The organism is Streptomyces sp. NPDC031379, from assembly GCF_055569615.1.
Genome location: NZ_JBVIIT010000001.1, coordinates 276,842 through 295,149 on the forward strand (window position 1 = coordinate 276,842; position 18,308 = coordinate 295,149).

14 protein-coding genes are annotated in these 18,308 nt (G+C 72.7%); 9 read left to right on the top strand and 5 right to left on the bottom strand.

Features of this window, described 5'->3' with window-relative positions:
• Positions 1-58: 58 nt before the first annotated feature.
• Both afsK and ACZ5CW_RS01370 read left to right on the top strand, forming a co-directional pair.
• Positions 59-2,404, top strand: a complete 2,346-nt coding sequence (gene afsK, locus ACZ5CW_RS01365) for a protein serine/threonine kinase AfsK (RefSeq protein WP_468597298.1) — start codon at positions 59-61, stop codon at positions 2,402-2,404.
• A 119-nt stretch (positions 2,405-2,523) separates the two neighbouring features.
• The gene (locus ACZ5CW_RS01370; protein ID WP_468597300.1) at positions 2,524-3,159 is read left to right on the top strand and encodes a hypothetical protein; all 636 of its coding nucleotides are present in this window, start codon (positions 2,524-2,526) and stop codon (positions 3,157-3,159) included.
• 43 nt (positions 3,160-3,202) lie between these two features.
• Here the strand turns inward: ACZ5CW_RS01370 and ACZ5CW_RS01375 are convergent, their stop codons facing one another.
• Genes ACZ5CW_RS01375 through ACZ5CW_RS01385 form a run of 3 tightly spaced genes read right to left on the bottom strand, consistent with a single transcriptional unit; the run spans position 3,203 to position 5,544 of the window.
• Positions 3,203-3,979: an enoyl-CoA hydratase/isomerase family protein gene (locus tag ACZ5CW_RS01375; RefSeq protein WP_468597302.1), complete on the bottom strand. Its 777-nt coding sequence runs from the start codon at positions 3,977-3,979 to the stop codon at positions 3,203-3,205.
• Positions 3,976-4,383 carry a Zn-ribbon domain-containing OB-fold protein gene (locus ACZ5CW_RS01380; RefSeq protein ID WP_468597304.1) on the bottom strand — a complete coding sequence of 136 codons (408 nt, stop codon included), beginning with the start codon at positions 4,381-4,383 and terminating at the stop codon, positions 3,976-3,978. The genes ACZ5CW_RS01375 and ACZ5CW_RS01380 overlap by 4 nt, the downstream gene beginning before the upstream one ends.
• Positions 4,384-4,389: 6 nt before the next feature.
• A complete protein-coding gene (locus tag ACZ5CW_RS01385) occupies positions 4,390-5,544 on the bottom strand; it encodes a lipid-transfer protein (RefSeq protein WP_468597306.1) in 1,155 nt (384 codons plus the stop codon).
• Between the two features lie 86 nt (positions 5,545-5,630).
• On the opposite strand from ACZ5CW_RS01385, the gene ACZ5CW_RS01390 reads away from it, so the two are divergent.
• On the top strand, positions 5,631-7,244 hold the full coding sequence (locus ACZ5CW_RS01390; RefSeq protein ID WP_468597307.1) for a FadD3 family acyl-CoA ligase: 1,614 nt from the start codon (positions 5,631-5,633) through the stop codon (positions 7,242-7,244).
• 127 nt (positions 7,245-7,371) lie between these two features.
• Here the strand turns inward: ACZ5CW_RS01390 and afsS are convergent, their stop codons facing one another.
• Both afsS and afsR read right to left on the bottom strand, forming a co-directional pair.
• Positions 7,372-7,563, bottom strand: a complete 192-nt coding sequence (afsS, locus tag ACZ5CW_RS01395) for a regulatory protein AfsS (RefSeq protein WP_468597309.1) — start codon at positions 7,561-7,563, stop codon at positions 7,372-7,374.
• A gap of 201 nt (positions 7,564-7,764) precedes the next feature.
• On the bottom strand, positions 7,765-10,746 hold the full coding sequence (gene afsR / locus ACZ5CW_RS01400) for an SARP-family global regulator AfsR (RefSeq protein ID WP_468597311.1): 2,982 nt from the start codon (positions 10,744-10,746) through the stop codon (positions 7,765-7,767).
• 188 nt (positions 10,747-10,934) lie between these two features.
• Here afsR and ACZ5CW_RS01405 point away from each other — a divergent pair, with 188 nt between their 5' ends.
• From ACZ5CW_RS01405 to ACZ5CW_RS01430, 6 genes are all read left to right on the top strand, one after another.
• Positions 10,935-12,167, top strand: coding sequence for an amidohydrolase family protein (locus tag ACZ5CW_RS01405; RefSeq protein ID WP_468597312.1), 1,233 nt, complete (start codon positions 10,935-10,937; stop codon positions 12,165-12,167).
• Positions 12,164-13,087: an LLM class F420-dependent oxidoreductase gene (locus ACZ5CW_RS01410; protein ID WP_468597313.1), complete on the top strand. Its 924-nt coding sequence runs from the start codon at positions 12,164-12,166 to the stop codon at positions 13,085-13,087. Before ACZ5CW_RS01405 ends, ACZ5CW_RS01410 begins: the two co-directional genes overlap by 4 nt.
• 15 nt (positions 13,088-13,102) lie before the next feature.
• Entirely contained in the window at positions 13,103-13,873 is a 771-nt protein-coding gene (locus tag ACZ5CW_RS01415) for an SDR family NAD(P)-dependent oxidoreductase (protein WP_468597315.1), read from the top strand.
• 112 nt (positions 13,874-13,985) lie between these two features.
• Entirely contained in the window at positions 13,986-15,104 is a 1,119-nt protein-coding gene (locus tag ACZ5CW_RS01420) for an LLM class flavin-dependent oxidoreductase (RefSeq protein WP_468597317.1), read from the top strand.
• Between the two features lie 13 nt (positions 15,105-15,117).
• Positions 15,118-16,848 carry an N-acyl-D-amino-acid deacylase family protein gene (locus ACZ5CW_RS01425; RefSeq protein ID WP_468597318.1) on the top strand — a complete coding sequence of 577 codons (1,731 nt, stop codon included), beginning with the start codon at positions 15,118-15,120 and terminating at the stop codon, positions 16,846-16,848.
• Positions 16,845-18,296, top strand: coding sequence for an aldehyde dehydrogenase family protein (locus ACZ5CW_RS01430; protein ID WP_468597320.1), 1,452 nt, complete (start codon positions 16,845-16,847; stop codon positions 18,294-18,296). Before ACZ5CW_RS01425 ends, ACZ5CW_RS01430 begins: the two co-directional genes overlap by 4 nt.
• Positions 18,297-18,308 lie beyond the last annotated feature (12 nt).

Here is an 18,308-nt window from a genome sequence, read left to right on the forward strand (position 1 = left end):
TGCACTTCGGTCGCGTACACAGGTGGTGGCGCGGCTCGTACGGGGAGGTGGCAGGCAAGTGGTGGATCAGCTGACGCAGCACGATCCGCGGCGGATCGGGCCGTTCGAGGTGCTGGGCCGGCTGGGCGCCGGCGGCATGGGGCTGGTCTATCTCGCGCGCTCGGCGTCCGGCCGGCGCGTGGCGATCAAGACGGTGCGCACCGAGCTGGCCGAGGACCAGCTCTTCCGGGTCCGCTTCACCCGTGAGGTGGAGGCGGCCCGCGCGGTCTCCGGGTTCTACACGGCCGCCGTGGTCGACGCCGACCCGCGCGCCGCCGTGCCCTGGCTCGCCACCGCCTACGTGCCCGCGCCCTCGCTCGAGGAGATAGTGAACGAGTGCGGGCCGCTCCCGGCCCAGGCCGTGCGCTGGCTCGCGGCGGGCGTCGCCGAGGCCCTGCAGTCCATCCACGGCGCCGGGCTGGTCCACCGCGACCTCAAGCCCTCCAACGTGCTCGTGGTCGAGGACGGACCCCGGGTGATCGACTTCGGCATCGCCTCCGGTGTCTCGAACACCCGTCTGACGATGACGAACGTCGCCGTCGGCACCCCCGCCTACATGTCCCCCGAGCAGGCCAAGGACTCCCGCAGCGTCACCGGCGCCAGCGACGTCTTCTCCCTCGGCTCCATGCTGGTCTTCGCGGCCACCGGCCACCCGCCCTTCCACGGCGCCAACCCGGTCGAGACGGTCTTCATGCTGCTGCGCGAGGGCCCGGACCTCACCGGCCTGCCGGACGAGCTGCGCCCGCTCATCGAGGTCTGTATGCAGATGGAGGCGTCCGGCCGCCCCAGCCCGGCCGACCTCCAGGCCCAGCTCGCCCCGCACCTCTTCGGCTCCGGCTCCGACGACAGCGGCACCGCCTCCGCCTGGCTGCCCGAGAAGGCCGTCGGCCTCATCGAGTCCCGCCGCGGCGGCCGCCCCGCGGCCAAGCCCGCCCCCACCGCGTCCGGTCCCCGCAGCGGCGGCCGTGCGGCGGTTCCGCCGCCGCCCCCGTACGACCCCCCGGTCCCGGCCGCTCCCGTACCGGCCGGCGCGCCCGACACCGGCCCGGTCCGGCTGGCCGGCGCCCCGGTGCCCATCGGCCCCGGCCCCCGGGTCGCCGACGCCCGCGCCGCCGCCGTCAAGGCACCCCCGCCGGAGGCCGGCCTGGTCGCCAGCTGGTCCCGCCCGCGCCCCGGCGTCACCGGCGCCGACTCCGTCGTGTCGGCCGCCCCGCCCCCGGCCCCGGAGGCGGCCAGCGGCTGGCGCCCCTGGCGTTTCCGCATGTCCAACGACGTCTGGGGCACCCCGTCGGTCGACGGCGACCTCGTCTACGTCACCTCCTTCGAGGTGCACGCCCTGGACGTGGGCACCGGCCGCCGCCGCTTCAAGACGCGGGACGTCGCCTGGTCGATGGCGGTGGCGGACGGCCGTGTCCACGCCTCCGACGGTCCCACCCTCTTCGCCCTGGACGCCCGCGAGGGCACCGACCTGTGGCGGCTGTCCACGGACGCCTGGGTGTACTCCCTGCACGCCGACCGGGGCACGGTCGTCACCGGCACCCGCGGCGGCGGCGTCCAGGCCTGGGAGGCCACGGGCGGGCAGAAGCTGTGGGAGATCAGCGGCTGCCAGACCGACTTCGAGTCCCCCGAGGCCGGCCCCCTCGTCCACGACGGCACGGTCTACGTCTGGCAGGACGCCCGGCTGCGCGCCCTGGAGGCCCGCACCGGCGAGGAGCGCTGGTCGTACCCCATCGGCGACGCGGCCTCCTGCGGCGGCGTCCCGCTGCGCCTGGCCCCGGCGTCCGACGGCTACGTCTACGTCTCCGCCGGCAGCCGCGTCCTCGCCGTCGAGGTGGCCAGCGGCATGGTGCGCTGGCACTTCGAGGCCCCGGCGGTCTTCCTGAGCCCGCCGACCTTCGCCCCCGGCCCGGCCGTCACCGGCGGCGGCGTCTATCTCGCCGACTACCTCGGCACGGTCTACGCCCTCGACGCCACCGACGGCCGCGACCGCTGGCGCATCGCGACCGAGGCCCGCTCGTCCGTCGAACCGGTCCTGGTGGCCGCCGGCCATGTCCACGTCGGCAGCGGCAAGGGCCTCTACACCCTGGACGCGGTCACGGGCACGCCCAAGTGGCGCTTCCAGGCGGGCGGCGACGTCGTGGGCGCTCCCGCCGTGGCGGAGGGCCGCATCCACTTCGGCTCCACCGACCACCTGCTGTACACCCTGAAGGCCGACGACGGCCGGCTGCGCTGGAAGCTGGCCACCGGCGGCGAGATCACCGGCTCCCCGGTGGTCAAGGACGGCGTGGTGTACGCGTGCAGCAAGGACCGGTGCGTGTACGCACTGGACGCGGAGAAGGGCACGGGCACGGCACGGACCACGTAGGTGACGGCCGTCGTACCGGTTACACGGAAGGGCTTCGGACGGCGGCCGTCCCAGGGCTGACGCTACCTCCGCCACCGGGCAGCCGCCAGACGGTGTGGCCCGGTCGCTATGGTGATGACATGCCCATGCATGAACGGACGCGTACGCTCAAGTTCACGGCCGTGCTGACCTTCGTGGTCCTCGGCCTCACCGGTTTCTCGTCGGGCCGGCACGGAGGCCACCACGGCAGCGGCGGCGGGGGCGGATGCAGCAGCTCCCACTCGGACCACGACACGTCGTCCTCGTCCACCTCCGGCGGCGGCTCGTACGACGACTCCTCCGACGACTCCTACGGCGACTCGGACGACGACAGCTACAGCAGCAGCGGCACGAGCACCACGGGCGGCACCGGCGGCGGCTCCTACCAGCGCCGCCCCAGGTACCGTTCCACGCCCAGCTCCGGCTCTTCCGGAAGCGGAGGGGCGCTGAAGGACGGCAAGGCGAGACTGGTCAGGTGCGCCACGGAGAAGGCGCAGTACGCGACCGTCGAGGTCAGCAACCCCAACGGCCGCGAGATCGACTTCGAGGTGCGCGTCGAGTTCGACGACGAGCAGGACACGGCCGTCGCCGACAACTCCGCGACGGTCACCGTGCCCGCCAAGGGCACGGCGCAGGTCCAGGTGAAGCTCGTCGGCAGCTTCGGACACCCCGACGACGGACTCATCTTCGAGGTCGACCACTGCACGGTGGACCCGGTGGCGGAGCTGGTGGGCTGAGGGACGCCGCGAGGAGCCCGGCGCCCTGCCCGGCGTCCGCGTCTCACCGCGTCCGGAACTCCCCGCCGCGCCGTCCCGCGAACAGCTCCGCCTGCCGCTCCGCCGGCAGGTTGCCCAGCGCGATGAGATGCGGCGCCTGCGCGAACGCCTGCGCACGCGCCGCCTCCTTGGCCGCCCACAACGCCCGCACGGTCCCCTGCACCCCGGCGGCCGGAAACCCGGCGACGAGGGCGGCACAGCGCACGGCGGCCGCCAGCGCCCCACCGGCCTCCGTCACCTCCGACACCAGGCCGATGTCGTGCGCCCGCCGCGCGGAGATCCGCTCGGCCGAGCCCATCAGCATCATCCGCGCGACCTCCCCGTACGGCATCCGATGCGCCATCAGCACGGACTCGTACGCGCTGACCATGCCGTACGTCGTATGCGGATCGAAGAAGACGGCCGTCGTGTCGGCGACCACGAACTCGCTCTCGCCCAGCAGGTAGAAGGCACCCCCGCAGGCCATGCCGCGCACGGCGGCGACGACCGGCTTCCACAGGTCGTTCGCCTTCGGCCCGACGCCCAGCAGCGGATCGTCCTGCATGTACGGCGACGACGGCTGCGGTACGACGGCGTCCCGGTCGATCCCGGTGCAGAACGCCCGCTCCCCGGCCCCGGTGAGCACGACCGCCCGTACCCCGTCGTCGAACCGCACCTGACGCCACACGGCCCGCAGGTCCTCCACCATCTCCAGGTCGATGGCGTTGAGCCGCGCGGGCCGGTCCAGGGTGACGACGGCGACCTTGGTGTCCTTGTCGACGTCCAGGCGCACGGTGTTCACGCCGGTACCCACTGCGGCAGCCCGCCGGAGAAGACCACCCGCACCCGCGCCCCGATCCGCAGGCCGCCGGGGTCGAGGGAGCCGAGCGGCGCCCCGGGACCGGTGACCAGATTCCCGACCAGCCGTATCCGCGGGGCGTCCTCCAGCTCCACGACGATCACGTTGTACGGCGCCTGCTCCGCGTAGTCGGGCAGCAGCGGCGGATGCGGCACGACGTACGACCACACGCGCCCACGGCCCGACACCGGCCGCCACTCGCCCTCGAAGGACTGGCAGTGCGGGCAGCAGGGGCGGGGCGGGAAGCGGGGCTCGGCGCAGTCGGCGCAGACCTGGACGCGCAGTTCGCCACGGGCGGCGTACTCCCAGAAGGGCGCGCCGTCGGCGTCGGTGACGGGAGTCAGCATGCTGGGTCAACTCCTCAGGAGCAGCGCGGAGGTGGGGACGCCCTCGCCCGCCGTGACCAGGCAGGTGGCGGCGCCGGGGACCTGCGCGGTACTGGTCCCGCGCAGCTGCTTCACCCCTTCGTTGACGAGGTTGAAGCCGTGCACGTAGGCCTCGCTGAGCCCGCCCCCGCCGGTGTTGACGGGCAGCCGCCCGCCGATCTCCAGGGCGCCCTGCTCGGTGAAGGCGCCGCCTTCCCCCCGCCCGCAGAAGCCGTAGCCCTCCAGGGAGAGGGGGACCAGGGCCGTGAACGCGTCGTAGATCTGGGCCACGTCCACGTCGTCCGGTGTGAAGTCGGCGTGCTTCCACAGGTGCCGGGCCGCGGTCCACGCCGGGCCGGTGAGCGGGTCGTCGTTCCAGTAGTTGACCATGCCGTGGTGCTGGGCGGGCAGTCCCTGGGCGGCGGAGTGGACGTACACGGGTTTCTTCGCGCAGTCCCGTGCCCGCTCGCGGCCGACGATCACGCAGGCCAACGCCCCGTCCGTCTCCAGGCAGTTGTCGAAGAGGCACAGCGGCTCGCTGATCCACCGGGAGGTCATGTACATCTCGCGGGTGAGGGGCCGGTCGTACATGACGGCCGCCGGATTCTGGTTGGCGCGGTTCCGGCAGGCCAGGGCGACGTTGAAGAGGTGGTCCCGCGTGGCGCCGTACTCGTGCATGTACCGCCTGGCCAGCATGGCGATCTCGTCGGCGGGCCGCAGGAGGCCGAAGGGGCGGGTCCACTGGGCCGGTGTGGGCAGTTGGACGGCGGTGCTGGTCCACGGCCGGGGCCCGCTGCCCCGCTTCCGAGAGCGCCACGCCACCCCCACCGAGGCCTGCCCGGCGGCGATGGCGGCGGCGAGGTGGGCGACGGTCGCACAGGAGCCGCCCCCTCCGTACCCCACCTTGCTGAAGAAGGTGAGGTCCCCGAATCCGACGGCCTTCGCCAGCTCCACCTCGTCGGTCTCCTCCATGGTGTAGGAGGCCAGGGCGTCGACCTCGCCGGGCGCGATGCCGGCGTCGTCGAGCGCGGCGAGCACGGCCCGGCAGGCGAGCGTCTTCTCGTCCTCCGGCAGGTGCTTGGCGAAGGCGGTCTGCCCGATGCCGACGATGGCGGTGGCGTCCTTGAGTCCCGGACCTGTCATGTGAACCCCCTGTCCTGACAGTTCGTCAGGTTACCGCTAATCTGACGGTCAGTCAGCTGAGCGTGCGTGCTTCGGGGAGGCCTGCTGTGGGTGACTGGGACACCATCCCGGAACTGGTGTGGTCGGCGGCCGAGCGGTACGCGGACGCCGAGGCCGTGGTCGAGGGCCGTACGAGGATCACGTACGCGGAACTGGGCGCCCGGGTGGAGCGCGCGGCGGCGGCCTGCATCGCGAGCGGCGTACGGGTCGGCGACCGGGTGGCGGTGTGGGCGCCCAACTCACTGGACTGGATCGTCGCGGCCCTGGGCGCCGTGTCGGCGGGCGCGGTGCTGGTGCCGCTGAACACCCGCTTCAAGGGCGCGGAGGCGGCGGACGTGCTGCGCCGCAGCGGAGCCCGGCTCCTCTTCGTGACGGGCACGTTCCTCGGCACGTCCTACGTGGCGTCACTGCGGCGGGCGGCGGGCGAGGGGGTGCCCGACGGCCGGGGCCCGCTGCCGGGCCTGCCGGCGCTGGAACAGGTGGTGGTCCTCTCGGACGACGCGCCGGCCGACTTCCGCACGTGGAAGGACTTCCTGGCGGCGGGGGAGGGCGTGGCGGCGGCCGAGGCACGCGCACGCGCGAGCGAGGTGACGGGCGCGGCCGTCTCGGACATCGTCTTCACCTCGGGCACGACGGGCCGCCCCAAGGGCGCGGTGATCACCCACGCCCAGACCCTGCGGGCGTACGGGATCTGGGCGGACCTGGCCGGCCTGCGCGGCACGGACCGCTACCTCATCGTCAACCCCTTCTTCCACACCTTCGGCTACAAGGCGGGCGTGATCGCCTGCCTCATGCGCGGGGCGACGATGGTTCCGCAGCCGGTGTTCACCGTGGACACCGCGCTGGCGAACATCGCGGCGGAACGGATCTCGGTCCTCCCCGGCCCCCCGACCCTGCACCAGTCCCTGCTGGACCACCCGGCCCGCGGCGCCCACGACCTCTCGGCGCTGAGGCTCGTCGTCACGGGCGCGGCCGTCGTCCCCCTCCGCCTGGTGGAACGCCTGCGCGCCGAACTCGGCGTCGGCACGGTCCTCACGGCCTACGGCCTCTCGGAGGCGAGCGGCATCGTCACGATGTGCCGGCGCGGCGACGACCCCTCCGTGATCGCCTCCACGTCCGGCCGGGCGATCCCCGGCGCGCGGGTCCGCGTGGTGGACGCCACGGGCGCGCCGGTGCCCGCGGGCAGCCCCGGGGAGGTGCTGGTCAGCGGCTTCAACGTCATGCGCGGCTACTACGCCGACCCGACGGCCACGGCGGAGGTGGTGACCCCCGACGGCTGGCTGCGCACGGGCGACGTCGGCGTCCTGGACGCGGCGGGCAACCTGCGCATCACCGACCGGATCAAGGACATGTTCATCGTCGGCGGCTTCAACGCCTACCCGGCGGAGATAGAGCAGCTGCTCGGCGTCCACCCCGACGTGGCGGACGTGGCCGTCATCGGCGTCCCCGACGCCCGGCTGGGAGAGGTCGGCAAGGCCTTCGTCGTCCGCCGCCCCGACTCGGTCCTCACCGCCGACGACCTGATCGCCTGGTCCCGCCGCGAGATGGCGAACTACAAGGTCCCCAGAACGGTGGAGTTCCTACCGGAACTCCCCAGGAACGCGAGCGGAAAGGTGACGAAGGGAGAGCTGCGGGGGCGGGCGGGCGGCGCCGCCGAGTGACCGCGGGGAAGCGGGACGTCTGACCACCACCGGCCCCGCGGGCACGCTCGCTCTCACCCCGGACACGCCTCGGCCGCGGCGGCTCCCCCTCCGCGCCGCCGCGGCCGATCCCCGTCTGGATGGTGGCTTACTTGCCGTCGAGGTCCAGAGCCGGCGGGGCCGGCATGTGGCTGTCCAGCGTCGTGATCGTCTCGTCCTTCGGCGGCGTCGGCATGTGGCTGTCGAGCGTCGTGACGGTGCCGTCCTTCGGCGGGGCGGGCATGTGGCTGTCGAGGGTCGTGACCTCGTCCGTGTTCTTTGCCTCTTCGTTGTTGCTCATGATGAAAACTCCCGTGTGGCAGAGCTGATGGGAACGCCCGCTCGGCAACTCCCCCGCGGGCTGTCGAACGGGCGTTCCGGGGCGGTTACTTTATCCGGACGCCCCATCGCGATCCGCCCGCTCCCCCCGTCGTCCGACGGATCGATGACTTGAGCATGGCAGTCGCCCATAAACGTTCGATGAACGTGGCGACGGGCGTGGTCACAGCAGGGCGACCGTGGGGAGCAGACGGCGTAGTTCGTCGGCTTCGGGTGAGCCTGCGCATTCGTAGATGGCGAGGGCTTCGCGCCAACAGGCCGTTGCCCGGTCCGTCTGTCCCAGACTCTTGAGCGAGTGTCCCAGCAAGGTCAGGATGTTGGCACTCATCCACTCGCCACCGATGCAGCCGGTCGTCAGCGCCTGCTCGGCATGCTGTGCGGCTCGTGCGGGGCGCCCCGCGGACATGTGGACCTGCGCGATACGGAAATGGGTGGTGCCCTCCCAAAGGCGCTGCCTGTTCACCGTGAAGGTGGACAACGCCGCGCCGAGTTCCTCCAGGGCCTCGTCGTGGCGTCCTCCGTGCCCGAGTGCGATGCCCAGTGCATATCGCGCGTTGGCCAGGCGGAACGTGAGTCCGAGTTCGTCGTAGATCGCGATGCCTTCGCGAACCAGGTCGATGGCAGTGGAGACGCGCCCCAAGGAGACCAGGACGCGGGAGAGGTTGCACAGGGCGCTGGCTTCCCCCGGGCGGTTGCCGTCGGCCCTGAACGCCTTGATCGCTTCGAGCAGGTGAGCTTCGCTGACGGCGCGTTGGTTGAGGCAGTTGGCGATGATGCCCTGTTCGTTGTGGGCGTTGCCGCAGGTCCAGGGGTCACCCGTGGTGCGGCCGAGTGTGATGGCGCGCTCTGTTTCGGCGCCCGCTTCCTCGAACCGGCCCGCATGACTGAGAACTTGAGCCAGTGTCGTACGGGCCCGGCCCTCGGCAAAGGCGTCACCGAGGGCGGCCGCGGCGTCGCGAGCGGCCTGCGTCGCCGCGCCGTAGCGCAGTGCGCTTGCGCCGGACTCGGCCAGGTCCTTCGAGGCGAGGAGCAGATCGACAGCCTTGCGCAGGGTGGGGGCGGCGAGTGACTGCTGGACGCAGGCAAGGATGCAGGCGGCTTCGCCGTGCAGCCAGTCCAGAGCCTTGGCGTCGTCCACGAACTCCTGACCGGGATGTTCCGTCCGTTCGAGGTGGTCCACCGTGCGATCACCCGGGCGCTCTATGGCGTACACCCGCGCCGCCGTCCCCAGATAGAAGTCCAGCAACCGCGACATGGCCGAATCGCGTTCGCTCGGTGGCTGTTCGTCTCGTTCTGCGCAGGCGCGGGCGTAGAGGCGGACCAGGTCGTGGAAGCGGTAGCGGCCGGGGGCCGCCGACTCCAGGAGGGAGGTGTCGACGAGGGATTCCAGGAGGTCCTCCGTCTCCTCCGCGGGGAGGTCCAGGACCGCCGCCGCGGCGGCGAGGGAGATGTCCGGGCCGTCGGCCAGGCCGAGGAGGCGGAAGGCGCGGGCCTGGGGCGGCTCCAGCTGGCCGTAGCCCAGTTCGAAGGTGGCCTTGACCGCGAGGTCGCCGGCCTGCAGCTCGTCCAGCCGGCGGCGTTCGTCCGCCAGCTTGGCGGCGAGGACCGACACCGTCCAGGTGCGGCGGGCCGCCAGGCGGGACGCGGCGATACGGATGGCCAGCGGCAGGAAGCCACAGGCGGCCACCACGTCCAGGGCCGCCTCCCGTTCCGCGGCCACCCGCTCCTCGCCCACGATCCTCGTGAAGAGGGACAGCGCCTCGTCGGGGGACATGACGTCGAGGTCGATCAGGTGGGCGCCGGCGAGGTCGAGCATGCGGACCCGGGACGTGACCAGGGCCGCGCAGCCCTCCGTGCCGGGCAGGAGGGGGCGTACCTGGGCCGCGTCCTTCGCGTTGTCCAGCAGGACCAGGACCCGGCGGCCGTCCAGGACCGAGCGGTACAGGGCCGCCCGCTCCTCCAGGCTGTCCGGGACCGCCGAGTCCGCCGTGCCCAGCGCGCGCAGGAACGAGCCCAGGACCGTCTCCGGTTCCGCGGGGCGGGGTCCGGCACCCTGCAGGTCCACGTACAGCTGGCCGTCGGGGAACGCGGGCCGCGCCCGGTGGGCCACGTGGACCGCCAGGGTCGTCTTGCCCACGCCGCCGATGCCGGCCAGTGCCGAGACCGCCATCACCCGGCCCTCCGTCTCGGACGCCGAGGCCAGCACCTCGCTCAGCTCGGTCACGAAGCCCGTACGGCCCGTGAAGTCGGGGACCGAGGCGGGCAGCTGGGCCGGGCGGACGGGGGCCGAGGCGGGCTCGGCCGCCGGGGCGGAGGGCTCCGCCAGCGCCGGGTCCGCCTGGAGGATGCGCTGCTGGAGTTCGCTGAGACCCGGGCGCGGATCGACGCCCAGCTCCTCGGCCAGGAGGCGGCGGGTGTCGGCGTAGACCGCGAGGGCTTCCGCCTGGCGCCCGCTGCGGTACAGGGCCAGCATCAGCAGCTCGCGCAGGCGTTCGCGCAGCGGGTGTGCCGCCGTCAGCGCCGTCAGTTCCGAGACCGCCTCCGCGTGGCAGCCCTGTTCCAGGTCCATGTCCAGGCGGGACTCGAGCAGGCCCAGGCGCCACTCCTCCAGCCTGGCCCGCTGGGCCTCGGCGTAGGGGCCGGGTACGCCGGCCAGGGGCTCGCCGTCCCACAGGGCCAGGGCCCGGTTCAGGACCTCGCGGGCCTGGGGCAGGTCCCCGGCGCCGCGCGCCTTCTCGGCCTCCGTGGCCAGTTCCTGGGCGACCGACAGGTCCAGGGCGCCCTCGCGCAGGCCGCGTACCGCGTAGCCGCCGGACTCGCTCACCAGGACGCCGGGGTCGAGGACCTTGCGGAGCCGGGAGGCGTAGGTGCGCAGTGCCGCCAGGGCCTGGGACGGCGGTTCGGTGCCCCACAGCGCGTCGATCAGTTCCGCCGCCGTGGCCGTACGGCCCTCCCGCAGCAGCAGGGCGGCCAGCAGGGCGCGCTGCTGGGGGGAGCCCGTGTTCAGCGCGTCCGCGCCGCGCCAGGCCCGCACCGGACCGAGCACGCTGAAGCGCAGCGCCTCCGGCTCCGCGACGGAGCCGGTCCCGGCCATGGTCTCGGAGCCGGGACGCCGCTGCTCAGGCACTCGCGGCCCACCGTCCATGGGTTCGTCCCCCTCGGCATCACGAACAACCCCGTCAGTTTGCCTTGTTCCGGGCAGTTGCGTCAGCCGTGGGAGACGCCGATCACAGGGTGGCATGCACGGTGCACAAGGTCCTCACACCCTCTTCGCATCCGCTGCCCCGGCCCCAGGAGCTGACGGCCCGTCAGATCGGCGCTACGGTGAGCGCCATGGAGACCACACAGTTCCCGCTGATCATCTCCGTCGACGACCACACCGTGGAGCCCGCCACCGTCTGGCAGGACCGGCTGCCGAAGAAGTACCTGGACGTCGGACCCCGGATCGTGCGCGCGCCGCTGAAGGAGATGACCTTCCTGGGCGGACGCTTCAAGCCCGTCATGGGCGAGCCCGGCAGCACGGACGGCCCCCTCGGCGACTGGTGGGTCTACGAGGACCTGCATCGCCCCCTCACCCGTCTCGACACCGCCGTCGGCTACGACCGGGACGAGATCCGCCTCGAGGTCATCACCTACGAGCAGATGCGGGCCGGGTCGTACGACGTACCCGCCCGCCTCGCCGACATGGACGTCAACCACGTCCGGTCCGCCCTGTGCTTCCCGACCTTCCCCCGCTTCTGCGGGCAGACCTTCACCGAGGCCCGGGACCGTGACCTCGCCCTGCTCTGTGTCCGTGCCTACAACGACTGGATGGTGGAGGAGTGGTGCGGGGCGACGGCGCGGGGGCGGCTGATACCGCTCACGCTCATCCCCCTGTGGGACGCCCGGCTGGCGGCCGAGGAGGTGCGGCGCAACGCCGCGCGGGGCGTACGGGCCGTGGCCTTCTCCGAGATACCCCCGCACCTCGGTCTGCCGTCGGTCCACACCGAGGAGTGGGACCCGTTCCTCGAGGCCTGCGACGAGACCGGCACGGTCGTCGCCATGCACATCGGCTCCAGTAGCCGGATGCCCTCCACCTCCGCCGACGCCCCGCCCGCCGTCGGCTCCACCATCACCTTCGCCAACTGCTGCTTCTCGATGGTCGACTGGCTGATGAGCGGCAAGTTCGAGCGGTTTTCGAACCTGAAGGTCATGTACGCGGAGGGGCAGATCGGGTGGATCCCGTACATCCTCGAGCGCGCGGATGTGGTGTGGGAGGAGAACCGCGGATGGGGCGGGGTCGCCGACAAGGTGCGCCGGCCGCCGTCCGAGCTGTTCGCCGAGCACGTCTACGGCTGCTTCTTCGACGACGCCTTCGGGCTGAGGAACCTGGACTCCATCGGCGTCGGGAACGTCCTGTACGAGACCGACTACCCGCACTCCGACTCCACCTGGCCCAAGTCCCGCGAGGTCGGCGAGGCGCAGATGGGGCATCTGGCGCCGGACGTGGTCGAGCGGATCGTGCGCGGCAACGCCATCGAGCTGCTCGGGCTGACGGAGGACGGGCTGTGGAGGGGTGCCGCGTGACCCTCGCCCACGGCATCCAGCTGCCCGTCCAGTCCCAGAGCACCCTCTACGCGGAGGCGTGGGAGGCCGGGGCCGGGCCGAAGGACCTGGTCGCGGTCGCCCGGGCCGTGGACCGTGCCGGGTTCGGCTACCTGGCCTGCTGCGACCATGTGGCGATCCCGCGGCGGCTGGCCCCCGCGATGAGCACGGTCTGGTACGACCCCGTCGCCACCCTCGCCCATCTCGCCGCCGTGACCGAGCGCGTCCGGCTGCTCAGCCATGTGGCCGTCGTCGGGCTGCGGCACCCGCTGCTCACCGCCAAGCAGTACGCCACCCTCGACCATCTCTCCGGCGGCCGGCTGATCCTCGGCGTGGGTGCGGGGCACGTGCGGGAGGAGTTCGAGGTCCTCGGGGCGGACTTCGAGCGGCGGGGAGCCGTGCTCGACGAGGGCATCGACGCCCTGCGGGCCGCTCTCGGGCCCGAGGAGTTCCCCGAGCACCACGGCAAGCTGTACGACTTCGCCGGCCTCGGGCAGCGGCCCCGGCCCGCCCAGCCGGCCCTGCCCGTGTGGGTCGGCGGCTCCTCGCCCGCCGCCGTTCGCCGGGCCGCGCTCAAGGGCGACGGGTGGCTGCCGCAGGGGGACCCCCGGGAGCGGCTGCCCGCGCAGATCGCGCGGATCCGGCGGCTCCGGGACGAACACGGCGTCGAGGGGCCCTTCACCGTCGGCGCCATCACCGAGCCGCTGTACGTCGGCCGGGCCGGCTGGGACGTCGGCAGGCGCACCCTCACCGGGGCGCCCGAGGAGATCGCCGAGTCGCTGCGGGCGTACCGGGCGATGGGCGTGGACCAGATCCAGGTGCGGTTCCGCAGCCGGAGCCGGGCCGAACTCATCGAGCAGATCGACATGTTCGGGGCGGAGGTCGCGCCCCGGCTGGACTGAGCAGGAGGAACCGGCATGGGCAAGCTGGACGGGCGGGTCGTCATCGTCACCGGGGCGGCCCGCGGACAGGGCGAGCAGGAGGCGCGGCTCTTCCGGGCGGAGGGCGCACGGGTGGTCGTCGCCGATGTGCTGGACGAGCAGGGCAAGGCGCTGGCCGAGGAGATAGGCGCGCTGTACGTCCACCTCGACGTGGGCACGCAGGAGGGGTGGCAGGAGGCCGTCGCGGCCGCCAAACGGGCGTACGGGCGCATCGACGGGCTGGTCAACAACGCCGGGATCCTGCGTTTCAACGCCCTCGTGGACACTCCGCTGGAGGAGTTCATGCAGGTCGTGCAGGTGAACCAGGTCGGCTGCTTCCTGGGGATGAAGACGGTGGCGCCGGAGCTGGCCGACGGGGGGACCATCGTCAACACCGCCTCCTACACGGCGCTCACCGGGATGGCGGCCGTGGGCACGTACGCGGCGACCAAGCACGCCGTGCTCGGGCTCACCCGGGTGGCCGCGCTGGAGCTGGCGGGCAGGCGGATCCGGGTCAACGCCATCTGCCCGGGCGCCGTCGACACCGCGATGTCCAACCCGGCCCGGCTGGACCCCGACGCGGACCCGGAGGAGATGAGCCGGGCCCTGGACGAGCTGTACCGCAAGCTCGTGCCGCTCGGCCGGGTCGGGCAGCCGGCGGAGGTGGCCCGCCTCGCCCTCTTCCTCACGTCGGACGACTCCTCGTACATCACCGGGCAGCCGTTCGTGATCGACGGCGGCTGGCTGGCCGGGGTCAGCGTCCTCTGAGCCCTTATCTGACACACCATCAGCTATTGACGGTCGAAGCGGCCGGTGCGACAGTCGGCCGACATACGCTTTCTGACGGAGCGTCAGAAGAACCGAGGGACGGTGGACCGCCGTGGAATTCGGGCTCTTTGTACAGGGATACGTGGGCAAGCGCGCCGAGACCGACCCGCTGGCCGAGCACAAGGCGCTGATGGAGGAGACCGAGTACGTCATCCAGGCGGACCAGTCCGGCTTCAAGTACGCGTGGGCCTCCGAGCACCACTTCCTGGAGGAGTACTCGCACCTCTCCGCCAACGACGTCTTCCTCGGCTACCTCGCCCACGCGACCGGGCGGATCCACCTGGGCTCCGGGATCTTCAACCCGCTGGCCCAGGTCAACCACCCCGTGAAGGTGGCCGAGAAGGTCGCCATGCTCGACCACCTCAGTGAAGGCCGCTTCGAGTTCGGCAGCGGGCGGGGCGCCGGCAGCCACGAGATCCTCGGCTTCCTGCCCGGCATCACCGACATGAACCACACGAAGGAGATCTGGGAGGAGACGATCGCCGAGTTCCCGAAGATGTGGCTCCAGGACGAGTACGCGGGCTTCCAGGGCAAGCACTGGCAGCTGCCGCCGCGGAAGATCCTGCCGAAGCCGTACGGGAAGTCGCACCCGGCGATGTGGTACGCCGCCGGGTCGCCGCCCTCGTACGCCATGGCGGCGAAGAAGGGGCTCGGGGTGCTCGGCTTCAGCATCCAGAAGGTCTCCGACATGGAGTGGGTGCTGGAGCAGTACAAGACGGCGATCGTGGACGCGGAACCCGTCGGGGACTTCGTGAACGACAACGTGATGGTGACGACCACGGCCATCTGCGCGCCGACGCACGCGGAGGCGATCGACATCGCCGTGCACGGCGGCCTGCACTATCTGCCCTCGCTGGTCTTCCGGTACCACGACACCTTCCCGCGGCCCGAGGGCTTCCCGGTCTGGCCGGAGACGCTGCCCGAGTACACGCCGGAGTTCGTGGAGCTGCTGATCGAGGAGGAGCTGCTGATCTGCGGCGACCCGGACGAGGTGCTGCGGCAGTGCAAGCGGTGGGAGCAGGCAGGGGCCGACCAGCTGAGCTTCGGGCTGCCGGTGGGGGTGCCGAAGGAGGAGACGCTGCAGACGATCCGGCTGATCGGGGAGCACGTGGTCCCGAAGATCGACACGGATCCCGTGCACCGGACGAGCCGGTTCCGGGCTGCCTCGTAAGGAGACCGGGTTCATGCTTGATCACGTCATCAAAGGAGCGACGGTCGTCGACGGGACCGGGGCGCCCGCGGTCGTCGCCGACGTCGGCATACGGGACGGCCGTATCGCCGTGCTGGGTACCGTCACCGCGGAATCCCGCACGGCGGAGGACGCCTCCGGGCTCGTCCTCGCCCCCGGCTTCGTCGACCCCCACACCCACTACGACGCCCAGCTCTTCTGGGACCCGTACGCCACTCCCTCGCTGAACCACGGGGTGACCACCGTCGCCGCCGGCAACTGCGGGTTCACCCTCGCCCCGCTCAACCCCGACCGCCCCGAGGACGCCGACTACACCCGGCGGATGATGTCCAAGGTGGAGGGCATGTCCCTGGTGGCGCTGGAGGAAGGGGCGCCCTGGAACTGGCACTCCTTCGGCGACTACCTGGACGCCCTCGAGGGACGGATCGCCGTCAACGCGGGCTTCATGGTCGGGCACTGCGCGCTGCGGCGTCATGTGATGGGGCCGGAGGCGGTCGGCGGGCAGCCGGACGCGGAGCAGCTGCGGCACATGCTCCGGCTGCTGCACGAGGCCATGGACGCCGGAGCCTGGGGGCTGTCCACCACCCAGTCCGGCACCCACACCGACGGGGACGGGCAGCCGGTCGCCTCACGGCACGCCAGGCCCGCGGAACTGCTCGCCCTCTCGGGCGCCGTCGGCGAGCACGAGGGCACCCAGATCGAGGCGATCGTCGCCGGGTGCCTGGACCAGTTCAGCGATGCCGAGATCGATCTGCTCGTGGAGATGAGCGCGGCCGCCGGGCGGCCCCTGAACTGGAACGTCCTCACCATCGACGCGGCCGTGCCGGAACGCGTGCCCCGGCAGCTGAGCGCGAGCGAGCGGGCCCGCAAGGCGGGCGGCCGGGTGGTGGCCCTCACCATGCCCATCCTCACCCCGATGAACATGTCCCTGGGCACGTTCTGCGCCCTGAACCTCATCCCCGGCTGGGGGCCGGTCCTCGGGCTGCCCGTCGCCGAGCGCATCTCCCGGCTCCGCGACCCGGACGTCAGAGCGGAGATGCTGCGGCGGGCCGGGTCGAAGGAGGCGGGCGTCTTCCGGCGGCTCGCGGACTTCGGCCGGTACGTCATCGGCGACACCTACAGCGAGGCCAACCGCGGCCTGACCGGCCGGGTGGTGCGGGACATCGCCGCCGAGCGCGGGCAGGACCCGTTCGGCTGCCTGGTGGACATCTGCGCCGAGGACGGGCTGCGTACGGTGCTGTGGCCGATGCCGAGCGACAACGACCCCGCCTCCTGGGCGCTGCGCGCCGATGCCTGGCAGCACGAGGACGTCCTGCTCGGCGGTTCGGACGCGGGCGCCCATCTGGACCGGATGTGCGGGGCGCCGTACACCACCCGGTTCCTCGGGGACTGTCTGCGCGGGCGGAAGCTGGTCGGCCTGGAGCAGGCGGTGCGCATGCTGACCGACGATCCGGCGCGGCTCTTCGGGCTGCGCGAGCGGGGCCGGGTCACGGAGGGCTTCCACGCCGACCTGGTGCTCTTCGACCCGGAGCGGATCGACGCGGGCCGGGCCCGGCTGGTGCACGACCTGCCGGGTGACAGCCCCCGCCTGGACTCCAGGGCGCTCGGGGTGCGGGCCGTGTGGGTCAACGGGGTCGAGGCGATCCGGGACGACGTGGTGACCGGGGCCGTGCCGGGCAGGGTGCTGCGGTCCGGGCGGGACACGCGGACGGTGAGCACACGGTGAGCGAGGGACAGCCGCTGTTCGTCGGCGGGGAGTGGGTCGAGCCGGATGGGGGGCACTATCCGGTGACCGACCCGGCCACCGAGGGGCTGGTGGGCTGGGCGCCGGAGGCGTCGCCGGAGCAGGTGCGGGCGGCCTGCGCGGCGGCCCGGGAGGCGTTCGGGCCGTGGTCGCGGACCCGGCCGGAGGAGCGGGCGGCGGTACTGGGACGGGCCGCGGAGATCATCCGCGGCTCCCTGGAGCCGTACGCCGACCTCGCCCGCGCCGAGACCGGGGCGACGACCGGGACGGCCCGCGCCCTGCAGGTCGGGGTGGCCGCCGCCCGCTTCCGCCGGTACGCCACGGTCGAGCCCGCCGAGTGGGCGATACCCCCGCAGATCAACGAGGCGGGCCCGATGGGCAGGGCCGGTGTGATGGGCGCGCTCGCGATACGGCAGCCCGTCGGGGTCGTCACCTGCATCACCTCCTACAACAACCCGTGGGCCAACCCGGCCGGCAAGGTCGCACCGGCCCTGGCCATGGGCAACACGGTGGTGGTCAAGCCCGCCCCGCAGGACCCCCTCTCCGTGTACCGGATGGCGGAGGCGCTGGAGGCGGCCGGGGTGCCGCCGGGCGTGGTGAACGTCGTCTCGGGGCGGGACGTGGCGGTGGGGGAGGCGGCGGTGGCCTCCGGCGACGTCGACATGGTCAGCTTCACCGGTTCCACGGCCGTCGGCCGGCGCATCGCCGAGGTGTGCGGGCGGGACATGAAACGCCAGTTGATGGAGCTGGGCGGGAAGGGGGCGGCCGTGGTCCTCGACGACGCCGACCTCGGCTCGGCCGTCGCCGGCATCGGCACCACCTTCTCCTTCTACAGCGGGCAGATCTGCACCGCCCCGACCCGGGTGCTGGCCCAGCGGGCGGTGTACGACCGGCTGGTGGAGCAACTGGGCGCATACGCCGGGCGGCTGAAGGTGGGGGACCCGAGGGAGCCGGACACCGTCGTGGGGCCGGTGATCTCGGCCGAGCACCGGGCGCGCGTGGAGTCGTACGTCGCACTCGGGCGGAAGGAGGGCGCCGTGGTCGTGACCGGCGGGGAACGGCCGCCGCAGGAGCGCGGGTTCTACGTCCGGCCCACTCTTCTCGCCGACTGCGGCAACGACATGCGGGTGGCCCGGGAGGAGATCTTCGGGCCCGTGGTGGTGGTGATCCCCTTCGACGACGAGGAGGAGGGGGTGGCCCTCGCCAACGACTCCGACTACGGGCTCATCGACTACGTCTGGTCCGGTGACGTGGCCAGGGCCTTCCGGGTGGCGCGGCGGCTGCGGGCGGGCGGCGTGGGCATCAACACGGTCGGCCGCAACATGGAGGCCCCGTTCGGCGGGTTCGGCAAGAGCGGGGTCGGCCGGGACGTCGGCGTGTACGCCCTGCACGCCTACAGCGAGGTGCAGGCCCTGGTGTGGCCGGGCTGAGCGTCCGGCACC

Excerpts from the sequence above, each read along its gene's own strand:
- ACZ5CW_RS01370 (WP_468597300.1), top strand. The coding sequence starts at position 2,524 with ATGCCCATGCATGAACGGACGCGTACGCTCAAGTTCACGGCCGTGCTG.
- ACZ5CW_RS01380 (WP_468597304.1), bottom strand. The coding sequence starts at position 4,383 with ATGCTGACTCCCGTCACCGACGCCGACGGCGCGCCCTTCTGGGAGTAC.
- ACZ5CW_RS01385 (WP_468597306.1), bottom strand. The coding sequence starts at position 5,544 with ATGACAGGTCCGGGACTCAAGGACGCCACCGCCATCGTCGGCATCGGG.
- afsS (WP_468597309.1), bottom strand. The coding sequence starts at position 7,563 with ATGAGCAACAACGAAGAGGCAAAGAACACGGACGAGGTCACGACCCTC.
- afsR (WP_468597311.1), bottom strand. The coding sequence starts at position 10,746 with ATGGACGGTGGGCCGCGAGTGCCTGAGCAGCGGCGTCCCGGCTCCGAG.
- ACZ5CW_RS01405 (WP_468597312.1), top strand. The coding sequence starts at position 10,935 with ATGGAGACCACACAGTTCCCGCTGATCATCTCCGTCGACGACCACACC.
- ACZ5CW_RS01415 (WP_468597315.1), top strand. The coding sequence starts at position 13,103 with ATGGGCAAGCTGGACGGGCGGGTCGTCATCGTCACCGGGGCGGCCCGC.
- ACZ5CW_RS01425 (WP_468597318.1), top strand. The coding sequence starts at position 15,118 with ATGCTTGATCACGTCATCAAAGGAGCGACGGTCGTCGACGGGACCGGG.